The sequence below is a fragment of the Novosphingobium sp. UBA1939 genome (genome assembly GCF_002336885.1).
In the GTDB taxonomy this organism is placed as follows: Bacteria; Pseudomonadota; Alphaproteobacteria; order Sphingomonadales; family Sphingomonadaceae; genus Novosphingobium.
In genome coordinates this window covers 15,339-35,204 of the sequence record NZ_DDFB01000103.1, presented here as the reverse complement: position 1 = coordinate 35,204, position 19,866 = coordinate 15,339, and the positions used below count along the sequence as shown (strand labels likewise).

At 65.0% G+C, this 19,866-nt stretch carries 15 protein-coding genes; 5 read left to right on the top strand and 10 right to left on the bottom strand.

Annotated features, from left to right (window positions below):
* The coding region (locus tag B3547_RS13230; RefSeq protein ID WP_292963876.1) for an aldehyde dehydrogenase family protein at nucleotides 1-984 on the top strand (984 nt) is incomplete at its 5' end.
* 28 nt (nucleotides 985-1,012) lie between these two features.
* Entirely contained in the window at nucleotides 1,013-2,065 is a 1,053-nt protein-coding gene (locus B3547_RS13225; RefSeq protein ID WP_292963874.1) for an amidohydrolase family protein, read from the top strand.
* Nucleotides 2,066-2,111: 46 nt separating this feature from the next.
* Here B3547_RS13225 and B3547_RS13220 read toward each other — a convergent pair whose 3' ends face one another.
* Nucleotides 2,112-4,649 (bottom strand): aconitate hydratase, encoded by a 2,538-nt coding sequence (locus B3547_RS13220; RefSeq protein WP_292963872.1) that lies wholly within the window; start codon nucleotides 4,647-4,649, stop codon nucleotides 2,112-2,114.
* 31 nt (nucleotides 4,650-4,680) lie between these two features.
* A complete protein-coding gene (locus B3547_RS13215) occupies nucleotides 4,681-5,643 on the bottom strand; it encodes a hydroxymethylglutaryl-CoA lyase (RefSeq protein WP_292963870.1) in 963 nt (320 codons plus the stop codon).
* 113 nt (nucleotides 5,644-5,756) lie between these two features.
* Between B3547_RS13215 and B3547_RS13210 the strand changes: the two genes are divergently transcribed.
* Entirely contained in the window at nucleotides 5,757-6,470 is a 714-nt protein-coding gene (locus tag B3547_RS13210; RefSeq protein ID WP_292963868.1) for an IclR family transcriptional regulator, read from the top strand.
* A gap of 56 nt (nucleotides 6,471-6,526) precedes the next feature.
* On the opposite strand, the gene B3547_RS13205 is transcribed toward B3547_RS13210, so the two are convergent.
* The 5 genes from B3547_RS13205 to B3547_RS13185 form a co-directional block, all read right to left on the bottom strand.
* Nucleotides 6,527-7,762 carry a CaiB/BaiF CoA transferase family protein gene (locus tag B3547_RS13205; protein WP_292963866.1) on the bottom strand — a complete coding sequence of 412 codons (1,236 nt, stop codon included), beginning with the start codon at nucleotides 7,760-7,762 and terminating at the stop codon, nucleotides 6,527-6,529.
* Between the two features lie 2 nt (nucleotides 7,763-7,764).
* Nucleotides 7,765-8,961: an FAD-dependent monooxygenase gene (locus tag B3547_RS13200; RefSeq protein WP_124809622.1), complete on the bottom strand. Its 1,197-nt coding sequence runs from the start codon at nucleotides 8,959-8,961 to the stop codon at nucleotides 7,765-7,767.
* A 40-nt stretch (nucleotides 8,962-9,001) separates the two neighbouring features.
* A complete protein-coding gene (locus tag B3547_RS13195; protein WP_292963863.1) occupies nucleotides 9,002-9,949 on the bottom strand; it encodes a cupin domain-containing protein in 948 nt (315 codons plus the stop codon).
* A gap of 2 nt (nucleotides 9,950-9,951) precedes the next feature.
* The gene (locus tag B3547_RS13190; protein ID WP_292963861.1) at nucleotides 9,952-10,842 is read right to left on the bottom strand and encodes a fumarylacetoacetate hydrolase family protein; all 891 of its coding nucleotides are present in this window, start codon (nucleotides 10,840-10,842) and stop codon (nucleotides 9,952-9,954) included.
* A gap of 268 nt (nucleotides 10,843-11,110) precedes the next feature.
* The gene (locus tag B3547_RS13185) at nucleotides 11,111-13,432 is read right to left on the bottom strand and encodes a TonB-dependent receptor (RefSeq protein ID WP_292963859.1); all 2,322 of its coding nucleotides are present in this window, start codon (nucleotides 13,430-13,432) and stop codon (nucleotides 11,111-11,113) included.
* Nucleotides 13,433-13,787: 355 nt separating this feature from the next.
* Between B3547_RS13185 and B3547_RS13180 the strand changes: the two genes are divergently transcribed.
* On the top strand, nucleotides 13,788-15,263 hold the full coding sequence (locus B3547_RS13180; protein ID WP_125956155.1) for a carotenoid oxygenase family protein: 1,476 nt from the start codon (nucleotides 13,788-13,790) through the stop codon (nucleotides 15,261-15,263).
* Nucleotides 15,264-15,343: 80 nt separating this feature from the next.
* Here the strand turns inward: B3547_RS13180 and B3547_RS13175 are convergent, their stop codons facing one another.
* From B3547_RS13175 to B3547_RS13165, 3 genes are all read right to left on the bottom strand, one after another.
* Nucleotides 15,344-16,006 (bottom strand): TetR/AcrR family transcriptional regulator, encoded by a 663-nt coding sequence (locus B3547_RS13175; protein ID WP_292963857.1) that lies wholly within the window; start codon nucleotides 16,004-16,006, stop codon nucleotides 15,344-15,346.
* Nucleotides 15,999-16,520 (bottom strand): flavin reductase family protein, encoded by a 522-nt coding sequence (locus tag B3547_RS13170; protein WP_190287252.1) that lies wholly within the window; start codon nucleotides 16,518-16,520, stop codon nucleotides 15,999-16,001. Before B3547_RS13170 ends, B3547_RS13175 begins: the two co-directional genes overlap by 8 nt.
* Before the next feature lie 76 nt (nucleotides 16,521-16,596).
* Nucleotides 16,597-18,045: a 4-hydroxyphenylacetate 3-hydroxylase N-terminal domain-containing protein gene (locus tag B3547_RS13165; protein WP_124809615.1), complete on the bottom strand. Its 1,449-nt coding sequence runs from the start codon at nucleotides 18,043-18,045 to the stop codon at nucleotides 16,597-16,599.
* Between the two features lie 208 nt (nucleotides 18,046-18,253).
* Here B3547_RS13165 and B3547_RS13160 point away from each other — a divergent pair, with 208 nt between their 5' ends.
* Nucleotides 18,254-19,813 carry an FAD-binding oxidoreductase gene (locus B3547_RS13160; protein WP_292963853.1) on the top strand — a complete coding sequence of 520 codons (1,560 nt, stop codon included), beginning with the start codon at nucleotides 18,254-18,256 and terminating at the stop codon, nucleotides 19,811-19,813.
* Nucleotides 19,814-19,866: the final 53 nt, after the last annotated feature.

Here is a 19,866-nt window from a genome sequence, read left to right as displayed (position 1 = left end):
CCGTGGAACTTCCCGCTGGGCAATCCGGGGCGCAAGCTGGGGGCGCCGATCGCGGCGGGCTGCTCGGTGATCCTGAAAGCGGCGGAAGAAACCCCTGCCTCCGCGCTGGGTGTGCTGCAGTGCCTCTATGACGCCGGCCTCCCGCAGGAGGTCGCGCAGGCGGTGTTCGGCGAACCGGCGGAAGTCTCGTCCTATCTTCTGCGCTCGCCGGTGATCCGCAAGCTGAGCTTCACCGGATCGACCCAGGTCGGCAAGCTGCTGATCAAGCTCGCCGCCGAAGACCTCAAGCGCACGACCATGGAGCTTGGCGGACATGGCCCGGTGCTGGTGTTCGACGATGTCGATGTCGATCAGGTGCTCGACGCCGTGGTCCCGCACAAGTTCCGCAATGCCGGGCAGGTCTGCGTCGCACCGACGCGTTTCATCGTGGAGGAAGGCATCTACGACCGCTTCCTCGAAGGCTTCGTCCGCCGCGCGCAGGCGGTCCGCGTCGGCAACGGAGTGGAGGACGGCGTACAGATGGGGCCGATGGCCAACGCCCGGCGGCCCGAGGCAATGGAGCGGCTGATCGGCGATGCTGTGCGGGCCGGCGCCACGCTTCACACCGGCGGCGCACGGATCGGCAACCAGGGCTTCTTCTTCGCGCCGACGGTGCTGTCCGACACCCCGCTTTCGGCCGAGATCATGAACGAGGAACCGTTCGGTCCCGTCGCGCTCATCAACCGCTATGCCGGTGAAGAAGCCATGATCGCGGAGGCCAATCGCCTGCCCTACGGCCTTGCCGCTTACTGCTGGACCAGCAACGCCAAGCGGCAGAAGACGATCCAGAACCGGCTCGAAACCGGAATGCTGGCGCTCAACACCACTACCATCGGCGGGGCGGACGCGCCGTTCGGCGGCGTGAAATGGTCGGGCCATGGCCATGAGGACGGCCCGGAAGGCCTGGCCGCCTGCCTCGTCACCAAGACCGTCCACGAAGGCTGATCCAGCCGCTGCAACCGGGATAGACACGATGTCTCACGAACTCAGGACCGGCGGCGACCGCGGCTATCTGCGCATCGCCACCGAAGAAGCCTTCGCCACGCAGGAACAGGTCGATCTGCTGATCCGGCTGGTGAAGGACGGCAAGGCCGACCGGGGCATCACCTCGCTTTGGGGCTTCTACGGCATGAACAGCGACGGTCGCGCGCGCCAGACGCTCGATCGCCTGCTCGATCTTGGCGCGGGACGCATCGCCGACATGGACGCCAGCGGCATCGACGTGGCCGTGCTTTCGCTGACCAGCCCCGGCGTGCAGGCCTACGTCGACGTGGAAGACGCCCGCCGTGTCAGCGCCTCATCCAACGCCCTCCTGGCCGAAGCTGTCGCTGCCCGCCCCGACCGCTACGTGGGCATGACCGCGATCGCGCCGCAGGACCCGGAATGGAGCGCGGCGGAAATCCGGCGCGGGGCGGAACTCGGCTTCCGGGGCGTGCTCGTCAACAGCCACACCCATGGCGAATATCTCGATCATCCGAAGTTCGATCCGATCTTCCGCGCGCTGGCCGATACCGGCCATCCGCTCTACATCCACCCCACCACGCCGCCCGACAGCATGATCGGCCCGATGCTCGAAGCCGGGCTGGACGGCGCGGTGTTCGGCTTCGGCGTGGAGACCGGGCTGCATCTGCTCCGCCTCATCACCTCGGGCATTTTCGATCGCTATCCCGATCTCCAGATCATCGTCGGCCATGCGGGAGAAGCGCTGCCCTACTGGCTCTATCGCCTGAACTTCATGCACGGCGCGGGCGTGCGTTCGCAACGCTACGCATGCCTGAAGCCGCTGCGGCACGACCTGTTCCATTACATGCGCAACAACGTGCTGGTGACCACCAGCGGGATGCCGTTCGAACCGGCGATCAAGCTGTGCCTCGATGTGCTGGGCGAAGACCGCGTGATGTACGCGATGGACTATCCCTACCAGTACGTGCCCGAAGAGGTGCGCATCCACGACCTGCTCGACATAGCCGACGGCGCGAAGAAGAAGCTGATGCAGACCAACGCCGAACGCGTATTCCGGCTCTGAAAATCCTGTCGCCTCCGGCGCCCGACGCGGCTCCGGGGGCGGCGGGTCACATGCCGCCGAACCGCTTGCGGAACGCTGCGAAAAGGCCGCCATCGCGCAGCATGGCGAACTGGCTGTCCGACCAGACATCGGCCCGCGCATCCAGGCGGAGCGGTTCGTCCTGCCCCGGCTCGAGGATTTCGGCCACCAGCGTCCGGTCCGCCTCCGAAAGCGCTGCAACGCCGCGCAGCGCGATCCTCGCCCCGGCGCTCACGCCCGAAAGATCCGCCTCAACGACTACCGGCAGCACGCCCAGCGCAATCAGATTCGCACGATGGATGCGCTCGAAGCTGCGGGCGATGACCGCGCGAACACCCAGCAGCGCCGTTCCCTTGGCCGCCCAGTCGCGCGCGGAACCAGTGCCGTAGTTCTCGCCCGCCAGCACCACCACGGGCACGCCCAGCGCCGCGAACGCCATAGCCGCGTCATGGATCGCGCATTCCGCCCCGTCCGGCCCGATCGTCCGGTTGCCCGGCGCGCTGACGAGGCGGTTTTCCGGCCGCGCGTTGTCGAACGTGCCCCGCAGCATGACGTGATGGTTCGCCCGCCGGTCGCCATAGCTGCCGAAGCTGCCCTCGGCAGCGCCGGTCGATCGCAGATAGGCGGCGGCCGGCGTATCGGGCTGGATGCGCCCGATCGGGGAGATGTGGTCCGTGGTCACGTTGTCGCCCAGCACCAGCAAGGCGCGTGCATCGACGATGTCCCCCAACAGCCCCGTGCGTGGTTCGTCGAAGAAAGGCGGTGGCTGAATGAAGGCGGATAGCGCATCCCAGGGGAATTGCGGTGTGCAAGGAGCGTCCAGCGCTGCCCAGGCTTCCGTGTCGCCAGCTTCGGCAGTGCTATCGCGCCAGTGCGTCATCGCGTGCGCGATCTCATCCGGATCGGGCCATATGTCGCGCAGGAACACCGGCTGGCCGTTCCGGTCATGCCCCAGCGGATCGGCGGAAAGATCGGCATAGAGGTTGCCCGCCAGCGCTCCGGCCACAACCAGCGGCGGCGAGGCGAGATAGTTCGCGCCGACCGCGGGGTGAATGCGGTTCTCGAAATTGCGGTTACCCGAAAGCAGCGAGACCAAAAGGTCCGGCACGTCCGGTCCGGTCAATGCGGGCTTGAGATCGCCCGAATTGCCGACACAGGTGGTGCAGCCGAAACCCACGACGTGAAAACCCAGCGCGTCGAGCGAGTCCTGCAACCCCGCCCGCCGCAGTAGCGCGGCAATGCGGCGCGAGCCTGGCGCAAGCGAGGTCTTGACCCAACCGGGAACCGACAGCCCTCGTGCGATGGCCTTGCGCGCCACCAGCCCCGCCGTCAGCATCACCTCGGGATTCGCGGTGTTCGTACAACTGGTGATCGCCGCGATGGCCACCGCCCCATTGCCCGGACAGGCACGGTCGACCGGCGGCGCCAGCGCGGGAAACCGGCTTTCGAGACTGGCGCGGACCTCGGACAAGGTCCGTACCTGTTGCGGACGATGCGGCCCCGCCATGACCGGCCGGACCTCGTCCAGCGCAATGGCAAGCGAACGCGAATAGCGTCGCGCCGGCCCTGTCCCGCGCCATAGCCCCGTTTCCAACGCATAGGCGCGATAGGCCGCCAGCACGCTGGCATCGCGGCCCATCGTCTCCAGATAGGCCAGCGTTTCCTCGTCCACGGGAAACAGCGCGGCCGTCGCCCCGTATTCAGGGCACATATTGGCGATGGCCGCTCGATCGGGCAGCGAAAGCCAGGAAAGTGCGTCGCCATCGAATTCCACGATCTGGTCGACCACACCCTCCGCGCGCAACCGCGCGGCCACGTGCAGGGCGATGTCGGTCGCCGTCACGCCGATTGGCCGGGCGCCGGTCAGCACCACTTCGCACACGCGCGGCAGCGGGATCGGCACCGGCGCGCCGAGTGCGGCCAGCTCTGCCTCGATCCCGCCCACGCCCCAGCCAAGCACGCCCAGTGCGTTGACCATTGTGGTGTGGCTGTCCGTACCAATGACCGTCTCCGCCATCCAGCCGCCGGGCATTTCCGGCGCGGGAACGGCACCGTTGGTCAGCATCTCCAGGTTGATCTGGTGGCAGATGCCCTGCCCCGGCGGCACCACGCGGAATTTGGGAAAGGCGTGCTCGGCCCATTTGAAGAAGCGGTAACGCTCACCATTGCGGGCGTATTCGAGCGCCAGATTGCGCGTCGCCGCTTCCGGTGTGCCACTGTAATCCACGCGTACCGAATGATCGATGACCAGATCGATCGGAATCGCGGCGTCGACCTCGCCCGGGGCATGGCCGTTCGCCACGGCATGATCGCGCAACGCGGCCAGGTCGGCCATCGCCGCGACACCGGCGGTATCCTGCATCAGGATGCGTGCCGGGCGGAACGGCAGTTCCGCCATCGCCTCGCCGCGTTGCAGCCATTCCTCGAACCGCGCGACCAGCGGCGCCGGCTCGGCCTCGTGCGCCAGCACGTTTTCGAGCAGGATGACCAGAGATCGCGGCAAGTGCGCCAGCGCGGCGCTGCGGATGGCGGAAAGCCGCGAAAGCGGCGTCAGGCAGGCATTCATCGATCGGGCTTTCGCGAGGATCAGGCGAACATCACGACGCGGCGATGCGCGAACGCAGCGCGGCAAGGCTACCGCCGGTCTTGACCTTGCCGGGCAGTGGATGGCCGACGATCTCTTCCGCCAGCCTTGCGCATTCGGCCAGTTTTTCCAGATCGACGCCCGTCTCGATACCCATCTCCTCGCACATCAGCACGAAATCCTCGGTGCAGATGTTGCCGGCCGCGCCGGCGTGCGCGGCGAACGGGCAACCGCCCAGCCCGGCTACCGCCGCGTCGAAATGCTGCACGCCCATCTGCAGCCCGGCATAGGCATTGGCGAGGCCCAGCCCGCGCGTATCGTGGAGGTGGAGCGAAAGGTCCACGTCTGGGTTGGCGTCCTGCACCATGCCAACCACGCGACGGATGCGTTCGGGCGTGGCCCAGGCCATCGTGTCGCCCAGCCCGATCAGCGAAAGGTCTTCCCCCTGATCGCGCGCGATCGCGCGCATCTCGTTCACCAGCGCGACAATCTTGGCCGGGGCCACGTCGCCTTCGAAATTGCAGCCGAACGCGGCTGTGACGAAGCCGGTGCGCACCGGAATTCCATGCGCCTGATACATCTTCACCAGTTCCGGCTGGGCGGCAAGCTGCTGCTGCGGATCCCGGTTCTGGTTGCGCTTGAGGAAAGCGTCGGACGCGTAGAGCGTCAGCTTGCCCTCCAGATAAAGCCTGCCCGTAGCGATAGCGCGGATCAGCCCCTGCTGGTTCAGCCACAGCCCGGCATAGCGCACCCCATCGCGCGGGGTCATCCCGGCGACGACCGCTTCCGCATCAGCCATGCCCGGCACCTTGCCGGGATGAACGAACGAAGTGACCTGGATATAATCCAGCCCCGTATCCGAAAGCGCATCGACCAGCCGGATCTTTTCCGTGGTCGGAATCAGGCGCTTCTCGATCTGGAAGCCTTCTCGCGGCCCTTCTTCCTTGATAAACACGCGCGAGGGCAGATCGGTCATGTGCTGGTTCCTTCACCGAACATTTTTTTCGCCGCAAATAGCCATTGACAAATTGAACCGACGTTCTGCTAAATAGAACAACCAATAAGGCTTAGGCGGGGCATCCCAAAATCATGAATTCCAAGGCAGGCGTCGCGGCGGTCGACCGCGCATTCGATATCCTTCACGCCTTCCGGCACGACAAACCGGTCCTCACCCTCGCGGAAATCTCGCGCATTACCGGCCTCTACAAGAGCACCATCCTCAGGCTGATGGGATCGCTCGAAAAGTACGGCTTCGTCTGGCAGCGCGCGGATGGGAGCTATCAGCTCGGCGCAGGCCTGCTGGCCTTGTCCACCGTGTTTCAGGACGCTTTCGACCTGCGGCAGTTCATCGATCCCGTGCTGGACGATCTGGTGGCGCAGACTGCCGAAGGCGCATCGTTCTTCATCCGCGACGGCGAATACCAGGTCTGCCTGTTCCGCGCCGAAGGGCGCCATACCGTGCGCGACTATTCGATCCGCCAGGGCGACCGGCGCGAACTCAACCGCAGCGCCGCGTCCACCATCCTGCGCGACTATGAAGCAATGCCCTATGCCCCGCTCACACCGGACAATGCCTGCGTCATCTCGATCGGTAGCGTCGATCCGGAAATGGCGGCGGTCGGCGTCCCCGTGTTCGGCGCCGGGCACAAACTGATGGGCGCGATCACGCTTTCCGGCCCCAGCGCGCGCTTCACCGACGATTACGTCGAAAAGCTGCGCCCGATCGCGATCGACGCCGCCGCGCGGCTCTCGATCAATCTGGGCGAAACGCCCGCCCGCTTCGCGCAGGTTCGCGCTGACTGATCCGGCGCAGGGCGACGGAATTTCCGCCGCCACCGCGCCGGACAACAAGCGGGCGCTCAAATCGCGCCTCCGGCCTTCAACGTCTCCAGCACCGCCGTGTCCCGGCCCAGCGCGCCGAATATCTCGGCATTGTCGGCCCCCAGCAAGGGCGGTGCGGAGCGTGCGGCCGGCTGGCTGTCGCCCAGGCTGTAACCTGCGCGGCAGACCTTGACCGTTTCGAGCCCCGGCTGGCGCATGGGGATTTCATGGATCAGGCCGCGCGCCGCGATCTGCGGGTGCGCTAGGATTTCGGGAATGGACAGGATGCGACCGGCGGGAATGCCGTTGGCGTTGAGCAGGTCCTCCCATTCCGCGGCCCCCCGCGCGCCAAGCGCCTCGTCCAGAAGCGCGTTGAGCGCCGCGCGATTGGCCTTGCGCGCCTCGCGCTCGGCAAAGCGCGGATCGGTCTTGAGCGCGGAAAGCCCCACCAGATCGCACAACCGCTCGAACTGTTCCTGCTTGTTCGCCGCGATGTTGATCTGGCCGTCGGCGCAGCGAAACGCGCCGGAAGGCGCAGCCGTCGTGTTCTGGTTGCCGATCGGCTGCGCCTCGACACCCGCGATCAGGTAGTTCGATACCGCCCAGCCCATCGCCGAAATCGTCGCATCGAGCATGGCGAGGTCGATATAGGCCCCTTCCCCGCTGTGCTGGCGCCGGAACAGCGCGCTCACCACGGCAAAGGCCGCGGCCAGCCCGCCCAGCGTATCGCACAACGGATAGCCGACGCGCAGCGGCGCGGACTGCGCATCGCCGGTAATGCTCATCACCCCCGACAGGCCTTGCACGATCTGGTCGTAAGCGGGATTGGCGCTGAGCGGCCCTTCCTGCCCGAAGCCCGAAATCGCGCAATAGACAATGCGCGGGTTAATCGCCCGCACTTCCTCGTAACCGAAGCCCAGCCGATCCATCACGCGCGGCCGGAAGTTCTCGACCACCACGTCCGCCGTCACCAGCAGATCGCGGAACAGTGCCTTGCCGTCCGGATGCTTGAGATCGATCGTCACCGACTTCTTGCCCGCGTTCTGCGCCAGGAACGAGGTGCCGAGCATCATCGCATTGAGCGCCGGGGACGCGCCGAGCTTGCGCGCAAGATCGCCCTCTTTCGGATTCTCGACCTTGATGACCTCCGCACCCAGCATGGCCATCTGATAGGTGGCATAGGGGCCGGACAGCACGTTGGTTAGATCGAGCACCCGCACGCCCGCCAGAAGGTCGGCAGGCGGACGGGCGGCAGAAGCGGCAGCCTCCGTCATGCTCAGATCTCGGCGGTCAGAACGTCGTAGCGATAGAGCCAGTCGTAGCGATCGTTGATCGGATCACGGCTCCATTCGCTTTCCATGTACTTCACCGCGCCTTCCTCGGTCGCCAGCGCGGTCTCGTGGAAGCGGGCGGTGTTTTCCTTGGCCCCGCGCACCATGCGGCTCGTGCGGTCGACGCGCGCGGCCTCGTAGCGCAGCAGGGCTTCCTTCGGATCGTCGTACTGGTCAAGGCAACGGCCCAGCACCACGCCGTCCTCGATCGACATCACCGCACCCTGTGCCAGGAACGGCAGCGTGGCGTGGCAGGCGTCGCCCAGCAGGGTCGAACGGCCCTCGCTCCACTTCTGGCGCGGCGTGCGTTCCATGAACGCCCACTTCATTACCGTCGGCGCGGACCGGATCAGCGTCTGCACGTCCTCGTGCCAGCCGGCGAAATCGTTGGCGCATTCCTCAATGCTGCCCTGCGTATACCAGGATTCGACCTGCCAGTCATTGCGCTCGATCGTGCCGATCATGTTCATCAGCTTGCCGCCGCGCAGCGGATAGTTGACCATGTGGCCCCCTGGCCCGATCCACGTCCAGCCTACCATCTGGCGCATATGTTCGGGCAGACGCTCCATGGGGATCACGGCGCGCCAGGCGATCATGCCGGTGAAATTGGCTTCGTCATCGCCGAACAGGCACTTGCGCACGGTGGATTTCACGCCATCGGCACCGATCAGGATATCGCCTTCCACGGTCTTGCCGCCGGCCAGGTGCAGCGCCACGCCGTCTTCCCGGTTGGTCACGTTCTCTACCGCCGCGCCCAGATGGATCGCTTGGGGCGCCATCGCACGCACCGCATCGACCAGCGTTCCCAGAAGGTCCGGCCGATAGACCGTGAGATAGGGATAGCCGTATTTCTCGATCGCCATCTGGCCCAGATCGAACATAGGCCACGCCCGCCCGGTGTTCCACAGGCGGAACTCCTTGCGACGCGGCGCGCAGGACGCGGCCTTCAGCGTCTCGAACACGCCCAGCGCATCGAGCGCGCGCGCGCCGTTGGGGCTGATCTGAACGCCCGCGCCCACCTCGCCCAGCTCGGGCGCCTGCTCGTACACCTCGACGTCATAGCCGCGCCGCAGCAGGGAAAGGGCGGCCGCCATGCCGCCGATGCCACCACCGGCGATAAGGATCTTGGGCGATTTGGTCATGCCATGCTCCGGAATGAAAGTTGGTTGCGATGCCGCGCGATCACGGCGTTTCGGTCCTCAGCCAGCCAAGCTTGGCGAGGACGGGTTCATCGGTGACCTGGAGAAGCACCGCATCTTCGGCGGCGTGGTGCGTGAACGGGCGCCACGCCGGAATCGCCACGGTATCCCCGAAACGCCATTCCAGCGTCTGCCCGTCCACCTCGGTCGTGCCGTTGCCACGCACGACGGCAAAGATGTTGTTCGCGGTCGTGCGCAGGGACGCGGTTTCTACACCCGCGGGTATCCGCATCATGCGCAGGGCGATCGTATCGAGCTGCGCCGGCCCCAGCGTCACCGATGCCGGTGCGCCCTCGCCCACCCGCGCCTGCTCCGCATCCAGGGCGGCGAGCGTGTCTTCCCAGCGGAACGCGATCGGCGCTTCGGCCAGTTCGGTCACGTCCGCTTCCAGCCCCGCCGGATGCGGCTGGTAGAACATCGGCTCCATCAGATGCACCAGCGGCACATCGAGGAAATCCATCCAGTAGCAATCCTCGCCGCCGCCATTGGCGTGCGAGTGCCAGGCCCAGTTTGGCGTCAGCAGCACGTCACCTGGCCGCATTTCCACCTGGCTGCCGTCGACCACGGTATAAGTACCGCGCCCTTCAAGGATCAGCCGCAGCGCGTTGGGCGTATGGCGATGGGCGCGGGCGACCTCGCCCGGCCGGATCATCTGGTAAGCCGCCACGATCGTGCGCACCGTGGAATAGACGTTGCCTTCCACGGGGTTGAACATCGTCAGGTTGCGGCGTTCCGCCTGTGCGGTATCGACCAGCCGCCCGGCACGGTCGAGGATCGGCTTGACCTCGGCATAGCGCCAGACGTGCGGCAGGAAATTACGCCGCGGCTCGGGCCACAGCGCCGGGAATTTCCGGTGCCAGCCGCCCTCCATGTTCATGCTCGCGAAGGCGCCGTACAGCGCCTCCAGCGAATCCGCTTCCGGAGCCGCCATGGTCAGGCCTGCTTGATGATCGGCGGCACGTAGGGCTGCGCGAAGACTTCGGTCATGCCGAGATCGCCCTGCACCACGTCCACGTTCATTTCGCCGATCCGGTCGATCACGATGCGTATGCGATCCCCGTCCACCACGGGACCGACGCCTTCAGGCGTACCGGTCGCGATCACGTCACCGGGATAGAGCGTCATCACCGCCGAGGCGGTTTCGATCATGCCCGGAATATCGAGCACCAGATCGCGCGTATTGGCGGACTGGCGCAGGTCGCCATTGACCCACAGCTTCATGTCGAGCGATGCCGGATCGGGCACTTCGTCGGCGGTCACCACCCAAGGCCCGATCGGGCAGAAGCTGTCGTATGCCTTGCGGAACACGCGCTCCTCGCGCCCGCGCACCACCATGTCGAGCAGGCAGGTGTAGCCGAACACCGCCTCGCGCCAGTTCTCGCGCGGAAGGCCGCGCACTTCCTTGCCGATGATGATGCCCAGTTCGCTTTCGTGGTGTACTTCACGCCCCGGCACCCGCGGCAGCACCACCGGATCGGACGGCCCCGAAAGCGACGAGCACGGCTTCAGGAAGAAGCCCTGGTTGGTCGCACGGTACCGCGCCTGCATTTCGCGCCCATGCGCGTGATAGTTCACCGGATAGGCGATGACCTTGTTCGGCCACGGCACCGGCGTTTCCAGCCGGACATCGGCCAGCGGCTTGCGCGCAGCGGCGGCGAGCGCCGCCTCGATCTTGGGGCGCAGCGCCTCGAAATCGCGGATCAGCCGCAGCGGACCGACCGCCGGCCATTCCGCAGGATCGATGCCGCAGACATCGGTGACATCGACGATCTCGTCGCCAAGGCACACCCCGATCCTGCCACCATCAAATCTCGCGAGCCGCATAATCTCTTCTCCGTTCTATTTAACAGAACATCGTTCTTTTATTAACATAGGCAGATGTGAAATCAATTGTATTCGCGTGCTGAGACCGCATTTTTTCGGAATCGGAAGCGTCCCGCCGTTCCCGCTCATCCGGCTCGCCGTCCCGCATCGTGCCGCGGAATTTCCCGAGGCGCGGACACACGACGGGCGCGGACGACATCTGCCTTCCGCGCCCGTTGCCGGAACCCCGCACCGGGGCGGCGGCCTCATCGCCCCCCGGCCTGCCCCATCAGAAACGGGCGCGGAAACGGGCGCCCCACGTGCGGGGCGGCGCGATGTCCTGGCCGTTGTAGTTGGCGATGAACGGATACTGCTGCGTGCCGGTATACACCGCCTTGTCGCCGATGTTCCGCACGAACAGCTGGACCGAGTACTTGTCCTCGGGCGAACGGTATGTGAGGCTGGCGTTGACCAGCGCATAGGCCGGCGCGCGCGCGTTCTCGACGAATTCGGCACTCAACCAGCGCGACGAGGCAAACGTCATGTCAGGCGCGAACTCGATCTTCGCGCCGTTGGCGAGATCGAAGGTGTGGGTATAACCCACCGTGCCCGACCACTTCGGCGTGCGCGGCAACTGGAAGCCGTTGCAGTTGATGTTCCAGAAGCCGATCTGGGCGTTGCCGCCGGTGATCGCCGTGACATCGCACGCCGTCGAGGCCGACGGATTGCCCGCCCTGTAGTTCCGGTAGCTGAATTCCTTGTACTTGCTCTCGGTGTACTCGATGCCCACCCGCAGGCTGTCGTTGGCGGTCGGACGCAGCGTCACGTCGGCGCTGACGCCCTTGGCCACGGCCTTGCCCGCGTTGAACAGCGAGGAAACCTGCGCGCCGCCGCGATCGAGCTGCGAGAAGTTTTCCTGGCGGTTCTTGTAGTCCATCCAGAACAGTTCGAGGTTGAGCTGCAGCAGCCGGCCGAAGAAGCGGTTCTTCGCGCCGATCGTATAGGCCGTCACGTCCTCGGGCTTGTAGGGATCGATGTCGGCGTTCGACTGGCCGCCCGACTTGAAGCCGGTGACCACGCTGCCGTAGATCATGCTCTGCGGCCCGGCATCGAATTCAAAGCCAGCCTTGTAATTGACCCGATGCGCCGAATAGGTGCCACGCACGTTGGTGCCCGCCGCCGTCTTCAGTTCACAGCTGCCGCCGATCGCCGTGCCGCCATTCGGGCAGGCCAGGCTGCCCGCGATGGCATAGCGATAGCCATCGACGCTCTTGGTTTCGTCGGTGTAACGGATGCCGCCGGTCAGGCGGAAACGGTCGGTCAGCGAATAGGTCGCCTCGGCAAAGGCGGCGTAGGCGCGAGTGTTGAGCGTGGCCACGAAAGCCGTGTCGGACGCGCGGCCAAGGCGGACGGCGTTGAAGCTGTCCTGATCCTCGTTGAAGAAATAGCCGCCCAGCACCCATTTGAGCTTCTCGTTCGCGTTGCCGAGACGGACTTCAACCGTTTCCGCATCAGACGTGGAAGGCGCGCCGGTGAAGTAGTTGGTGGTGCTGAAATAGAGCGCCGGCATCACCAGCGAATCCAGCTTGACGTGCTGGTAGGCCGGGATGACGGTCAGCGTGGCCGGGCCAAGGTTCCATTCCAGATGACCGTTGATGCCCCAGATATCGATGTTCTGGTAGGTCTTGCTGGTATCGAGCGGATAGATGCCCGGAGGCGCGACGACCTTCGAGATCAGGCTGTTCAGCGTGCCATTGATCGATGTCCAGCGATCGGCGGGGATGATCGGCTGGCTGTTGGTCAGGCCCGGCGCGGTCGGCGCGGTCGGCTCATAGACCACCTTGCCGGGACCACGCCCGCCGAGGTGCTGGTAGTTGAAGCCGAGGCGAAGGGTCAGATCCTCGGTCGGCTCCGCCTTCAGTTGCAAGCGGAACGAATGATGCTTGTCGTCGTCGGTGCCGTCGCTGATGTAACCGTTGCGCGAAACACCCTGGAACGCCGCGCGGATGGCGACCTTGTCGCCCAGTGGGATGTTCAGCGCACCTTCGGCCGAGAAGCCGTTGTAGTTCTGGAACCCGGCCGACATGTATCCTTCAAACACGCCCAGCTTGGGCTGCACAGGAAGGATATTCAGCGCGCCGCCGGTGGCGTTGCGGCCATAGAGCGTACCCTGCGGACCCTTGAGCACTTCGACGCGCTCCAGATCGTAGAACACGCCGGCCACGTACTGGCTGCGCGCGGCGAACACGCCGTCATAGTTCTGCGCAACGGCCGAGTTGCTGTAGGCGGTCGTCGAGAAATCGCCGGCGCCGCGGATGTATATCTGCAGCGAACTACCGCCTTGCGTAATCTGCACGCCGGGCGAAAGCCGCGCGAGATCGGTGGCCTGCGCCACACCGGCACGCGCCAGCGTCTCGGCCGAAAGCACGTCGATCGAAACGGCGGCCTTCTGCGCGCTTTCCTGACGGAACTGCGCGGTAACGACGATTTCGCCGTCGGACGGTGCCGCTGCCTGATCTTCGGCGCCCCCCGCTTCGGCCCCTGATTCCGCGGTCGCCGTTTCCGCCATGGCAGCCGTCGGCAGCAGCGCACAGGCTGCAGCGCTCAGCATGAATTTCGTGAAGCAATCGCGTCGACGCATCGATGTCCTCCCCTGATCGTCAGTTATCGGAACAAGTCCGGCAAGCCCTCCGATTCAGAGGTTCTTCCAGACAGAACGACGTTCTTTTAATCCAGAATTGCGGTGCTTGTCAACGCATAGGGCCGGCACAGGCGGCCACCGTCTCTCGATCCCGTTCATCCAATTGATATTGAACGATTCAGAGATGCCGTTTTTGCGGCTTCACAGTCACTGGACAAAGGTCGATCCATCACATAGAACATCGTTCTGTTTTATTGCTGCGTGGATCAGGCGCGGAGGCCCAGATTCGCACCAACGGCGCCACGCGGCCTCTGGGAGATGATGAATGACGACTTTTCCTGACGTTCCCGCGTTCACCGGTTTCAACACGCCTTCCCGCGTCGAGGCGAATGTGCATGACCTCAACGTGGTCGGCACGATCCCCGCGGAAATGGACGGCGCGTTCTATCGCGTGCAGCCGGAACATCAGTTCCCGCCCAAGCTGGGTGACGACATCGCGTTCAACGGCGACGGCATGATCTCCATGTTCCGGTTCAAGGACGGCCGGGTGGATTTCACCCAGCGCTGGGCCAAGACCGACAAGTGGAAGCTTGAAAACGAAGCCGGGCGCGCGGTGTTCGGCGCCTATCGCAACCCGCTGACCGACGACGAAGCGGTGAAGGGCAAAATCCGCGGCACGGCGAACACCAATGCCTATATTCACGGTGGCCGGCTCTATGCGCTGAAGGAAGATTCCCCGGCCCTGGTGATGGACGCCGTCACGCTCGAAACCGCCGGCTACACCGATTTCGATGGCAAGATGAAGGGCGAGACCTTCACCGCGCATCCCAAGACCGACCCCGCCACCGGCAATCTCTGCGGCTTCGGCTATGCCTCAAAGGGCATCCTCACCCGCGACATGGCCTACTACGAGATCAGCCCCCAAGGCGAGCTGCTCTACGATGTGTGGTTCGAAACACCCTACTACTGCATGATGCACGATTTCGCGATCACGCCGGACTACGCGCTGTTCTCGGTCATGGGCATGACCAGCAACTGGGATCGCCTGAAAGCCGGCAAGCCGCATTTCGGCTTCGACACCTCTCTGCCGAGCTACCTTGCCGTGATGCCGCGCAAGCCCGGCACCACCGCCGCCGATATCCGCTGGTTCAAGGGCGGAAACTGCTTCACTGCGCACGTCATGAACGCGTTCCAGGAGGGCACCAGGCTGCACCTCGACCTGCCCGTAGCCGCCAACAACATGATGCCGTTCTTCCCCGACATCGACGACGCGCCGTTCGATCCCGTCGCCGGCAGCACGTTCCTGACGCGCTGGACGGTTGATCTCAGCCAGAACGAGGAAGAGTTCAAGGCCGTCCGCCTGTCCGATATGATCGGCGAATTCCCCAAGATCGACGATCGCTTCACCGGCCAGAAGAACCGGTATGGCTGGATGGTCGTGATCGATCCCAGCCAGCCGGTCGAGCTGAAGGGCGGCAGTGCCGGCGGCTGGGTGATGAACACACTAGGCTTCGTCGACCTCGAGACTGGCCAGGAACAGAAGTGGTGGGCCGGCCCCGTCTCCAGCATCCAGGAACCGTGCTTCGTGCCCCGTTCGCCCGACGCGGCGGAAGGCGACGGGTGGATCGTGATGGTGTGCAATCGCCTCGAAACCCGCAGCAGCGACCTGCTGATCTTCGACGCCACCGAAATCGCCAAGGGCCCGATCGCCACGATCAACATTCCCGTGCGCCTGCGCTTCGGCCTGCACGGCAACTGGGCGGATGCGGCGCAGATCCACACCCTCAGCGAAGCAGCCTGACCACGCTCCGCCGGAAACAGAAAGGCCCGGGAAGTTCGCTTCCCGGGCCTTCTTCTTTTCGATTCTCCAGTCTGCTGCAGTCAGGGCTTTGCGGCCAATCCGTGGCCGATCATGTCCGCCAGAATGTCCGCCGCCTCGCTCCAGTCGATCGATGCGAGATCGAACCCCATGATTCCCGCGAGCCGCTCGCCATGCGCCTGCGGATACATATAGGCGCCCAGCACCACGTTCATCGCCAGGAAAAAGCGCTTTTCGTCCAGTTGCGGCAGCGCGCGGCGTAGCAGGGCGATCAGGCGCGCGCGGACCGGTGCGGCCAACGGGCGCGTGATGCCACGCGCCTCGTCAGACGGATCGAGCAGCGCCATGCAATAGACGCGATGGCTCTTGCGCAAGGCCGCCTCTTCCCGCGCCAGCGCGGCGCCGAAGAATGCGGCGACGATCGCGCGGACGGTGATGTCCCCGCTCGCCTCGATGGCGTCGAAGCCGGCGTTCTGCGCGGCGTGGATGGGGTCGAAGTGCCGCTTGAACACTTCCTCGAACAAATGGCGCTTGCCGCTCCAGTTCCGGCTCAGCGATGCGAGGCTGGTCCCCGCCTGCGCGGCGATCGCGCGGATCGTGCAGCGGTCATAGCCATTGGCGATGAACTGGTCATCGGCCGCTTCGAGAAAACGCTGGCGGCTGGAGCTTTCGCGCGGGGCCTCGTCCGTTGCGGACTCGATGGCGCGGAGCGGCTCTTCAGACATCGAAGCCAACCCGGCCATAGCGCCCGTCCAGATATGTCAGCGGCACGGTATCATCCCCCAGCATCACGCGCTCCACCAGGCCTTTCACGATGGTATGGCTGCCGAAGGCCTCTGCCTGATCGACGGCGCAGATGATAGTGGCGACGGAGGCCGACACAACCGGCACACCCCGCTCCATCCGCCAGGGCATCGTCGCGAAACGCTGGTCGGCCGGCGTCGAGACGAACGTCTGGCAGCCTTCGCGCTGCTCCCATGCCAGAATGTTGACGGCGAACGCCCCCTGCGCCAGCAGCGGCGCGCACAGCGACGCGCCGGTATTGATCGCCAGCAGCATCGACGGCGGCTCCATGCTGAGCGACATGAACGCGGTCATGGCGATGCCATAGGGCGTTCCGGCCGCATCCGCCGTGGTGACCAGCGCCACCCCGCTGGCCAGGCGCCGCATCGCGCCCTTGAACAAGGCGTCGAGCGGCGGTTGCGCCGAGACGTCGGCGTGCGATGTCGTGACAGTCATGGTGCGTTCCCCAAAACAGGAAGCGGCCGCCCGTTGCCCGGCGGCCGCTTCCGATGGCATGACGGAGATGCTCCGATCAGCCCGGCAGGATGCCGGACTTCTGCATGAACTCCTGCACCTGGTTCCATTCGTAGTCGCGCTGCGCGATCATGTGGTCGCCAATGCGCGCGCGCGTCTGGCTGGTCAGGTAGAACATTTCGTACAGTTCGATACGGCTGCCCAGCGCCGAACCGGCGAAATCCCAGGCCATTCGCATGATCCGTGCGCGCTCCTCGGCGGCGATGCCGTTGGAGCCGGGCAGATACTTGCGTAGCAAGTCGCCGATCTCGGGATTATCGAACAGCGCCAGCGAAGGCGTGCACAGCAGGTTGTGCGAACCGATCGCGCGAATGATCTGGTTCACGCGCGTCATCCAGCCTGGCATTACGCAGCGCAGCACCGACAGGTCGCGGTGCGGGAAGAACGCGCCTGCGCCCCAGTCGTGGGCCCGTTCTTCGGCGGCATGGATGATCGAGCGGGTCATCGACAGGTATGAATAGATCTCGCCCAACTGCACCGCCACGTCGGGCGCATGCAGACTGTTGGTGACTTTGGCGATGCTGCTGCACAGGTCATAGGCAAATTCAAGCTTCACCATCGCGCGGATGGCCGTCTGCTGCAGCGTGTTGCCCGGCGAGACGCCCTGGTTCAGCGTGTTGTAGACCGTGAGGTCGCCATCGCAGAACAGCCGCTCGTAGGGCACTTCCACATCGTCGAAGATCACGAACGAATCCTGCTCGTCGAAGCGCGATGAGAACGGGGCGTCGGCCACGCTGCGATCGACGCCATAGTGATCGCGGCATATCTGGATCACGCCCTTGGTGCTGACCGGGATCGAGAAGATCAGCGCATACTGTTCCGCGCCCGAAGGGATCGGGGCCGAGGAATAGACGTAAAGCTCGTCGGCAATCGGGCCGAGCGTCGCCAGCACCTTGCCGCCCCGCACGATCACGCCGTTTTCATTGCGGCCGACTACGCGCAGCGTCAGGTCAGAGTTCATCCCCGCCAGCGGCGGCGCGCCCTTGTCGATATTCGCGTGAACGATGGTGTGCGTCATCGAAAGATCGCCGTCGATGACTTCGCGATGGAAGTTCTTCAGCCGCTCATACCCCTCGGGCTTGCCCTTCGCCCATATGTCCGCGCGCGCGGTGTGACCCGCCAGCACGACGTTCACATAGTCGGGCGTGCGACCGAGCATGCCGTTGGAATAGCGCGCCAGTCGCTCCAGACCACGATGGCGCACCATCAGGTCTTCCTTCGACTTGGGCAGCATCAGGCTGACGTTCATCTTCTCGCCGGGGCGTTCCGGATCGTCGATGAGGCATTCGTCAGCGTATTCGTTCTGCCAATCGAAATAGCCGGCCATGCCGTTCAGCGAGCCCGCCAGCAACGGGTCTTCCGCGACGCTGACCTTGCCTTCGCCGAGCCAAACCACCCGGCCGTCATTCAAGCCTGCCTTGTACTGGTCGCCAGTCCGGACTGCCATAGCCTCTTCTCCCCAATCGAAAACACATGTATTCACGAATCAACTGGCTAGATGCAAATGAAACGTCATTCTGTCAATCAGAACTTTGGCATTGACCAATGCAGGCGGCGAGAGGTAAAAATAGAATGTTATTTTTCATAACAGAATGCGTCTGCGCCCGGCTCCGGCGAAACCGGTCCCGGCCGTAAAACCCCGGGAGATGCGATCCATGCCCATGCAAGCCGTTCCTGCCGTCACGCCCTCCCCCGCGCTGATCGAACGCGCGGCCGACCGCTTCACGCAACTGCTGGGAACCGATGCGGTCCATCGCGAAGGTCGCAATCTCGCCGAATTCCGCGATCCGTTCGAAGGCCCCGCGGCGACGGCACACCAGCCCTCTTTCGTCATCCAGCCGAAAACGGTGGAACAGGTGCAGGCGGCCGTGCGGATCGCCGCCGAACTGGGCGTCCACCTTTGGACATCGTCGATGGGCCGCAACTTCGGCTACGGCGGATCGGCGCCTGCCGTCAGCGGCGGCATCGTGCTCAACCTTCGCCGGATGAACCGCATCCTCGACATCGATGCGAAGCAGGGCTTCGCGCTGATCGAACCAGGCGTTACCTTTCACCGGCTTTACGAGGAACTGCGCGCGCAGGACGCCCCGCTGATGATGTCGGTTCCCGATCTCGGATGGGGCAGCATCATCGGCAATGCGCTCGAACACGGCTACGGCTACAACGTCCACGGCGATCATGCCTCGGCGCTGTGCGGGTTGGAGGCTGTGCTGGCCGACGGCACGCTGCTGCGCACCGGTCAAGGCGCGATCAGCAACAGCCCGGTGTGGTCGTGCCATCCACGCGGCTTCGGTCCTTCGCTCGATGAACTGTTCAAGCAATCGAACTTCGGCGTGGTCACCAAGGCCGGCCTGTGGCTGATGCCGCGCCCGGAAACGATCGTCACCGGCACCATCCGCTGCGAGGGTGACCGCGATATCGTGCCGATGATCGACATGCTGCGCCGACTGATGCACGAAGGTGTGCTGCAAGGCGTGCCCATGATCGTCGGCACGCCCGCCGATACCGAAAACGAGGAAGCCGGCAACGGCGCTTTCACCATGCGCAACCTGCGGCAGGTACTGCGCCCGGGCCGCTGGAACGCGCGCATCGGCCTCTATGGCCCCGCCCGCATGGTCGAAGCGCGGCGCGCCCTTCTGGAAGAAGCCTGCGCCACCCTGCCCGGCGCGGTGCTGGAACTGCGCGCTTATTCCGGCGAGGCCGGCCCGGACGAGGTGGAACCGCGGGACCTGATTTCGGCGGGCATTCCCAATCAAGTCCTGCTCGAACGCCTGCACGGCATTTTCGGCCCGCGCATCGGCCACATGGATTTCTCGCCGGTCCTGCCCTTTACCGGTGAAGCGGCGCTGAAAGCCGAAGCGCTGGTGCGCGAAACGCTGGACCGGTACGGACTGGTCGGCCCGTTCGGCCTGCTGCTGACCGGCCGCAGCATGGTCAGCGCCAGCATGATCCTGTTTGACACCGCGGATGCCGAACAGGTGGAAACCACCCGCAACGCGGTGCGCGAAATGTATGATCGCGCCGCCGAGTGGGGCTGCACCGGTTATCGCGCGCACGTTTCGCTGGTCGACCACGTCGCCGCAAAGTTCGATTTCAACGATCACGCGCTCGGCAAGACCTACGCGCGGCTGAAGCAGGCGTTCGATCCGGCAGGTATCCTTTCGCCCGGCAACCACGGCATCTGGCCCGCCGGCCAGTCATCACGCGATGGCTGACCGGCCATGTCCCCTGTCGGCGGAACTCCGGCCCCTGTGCCGGAGCCTTTTGC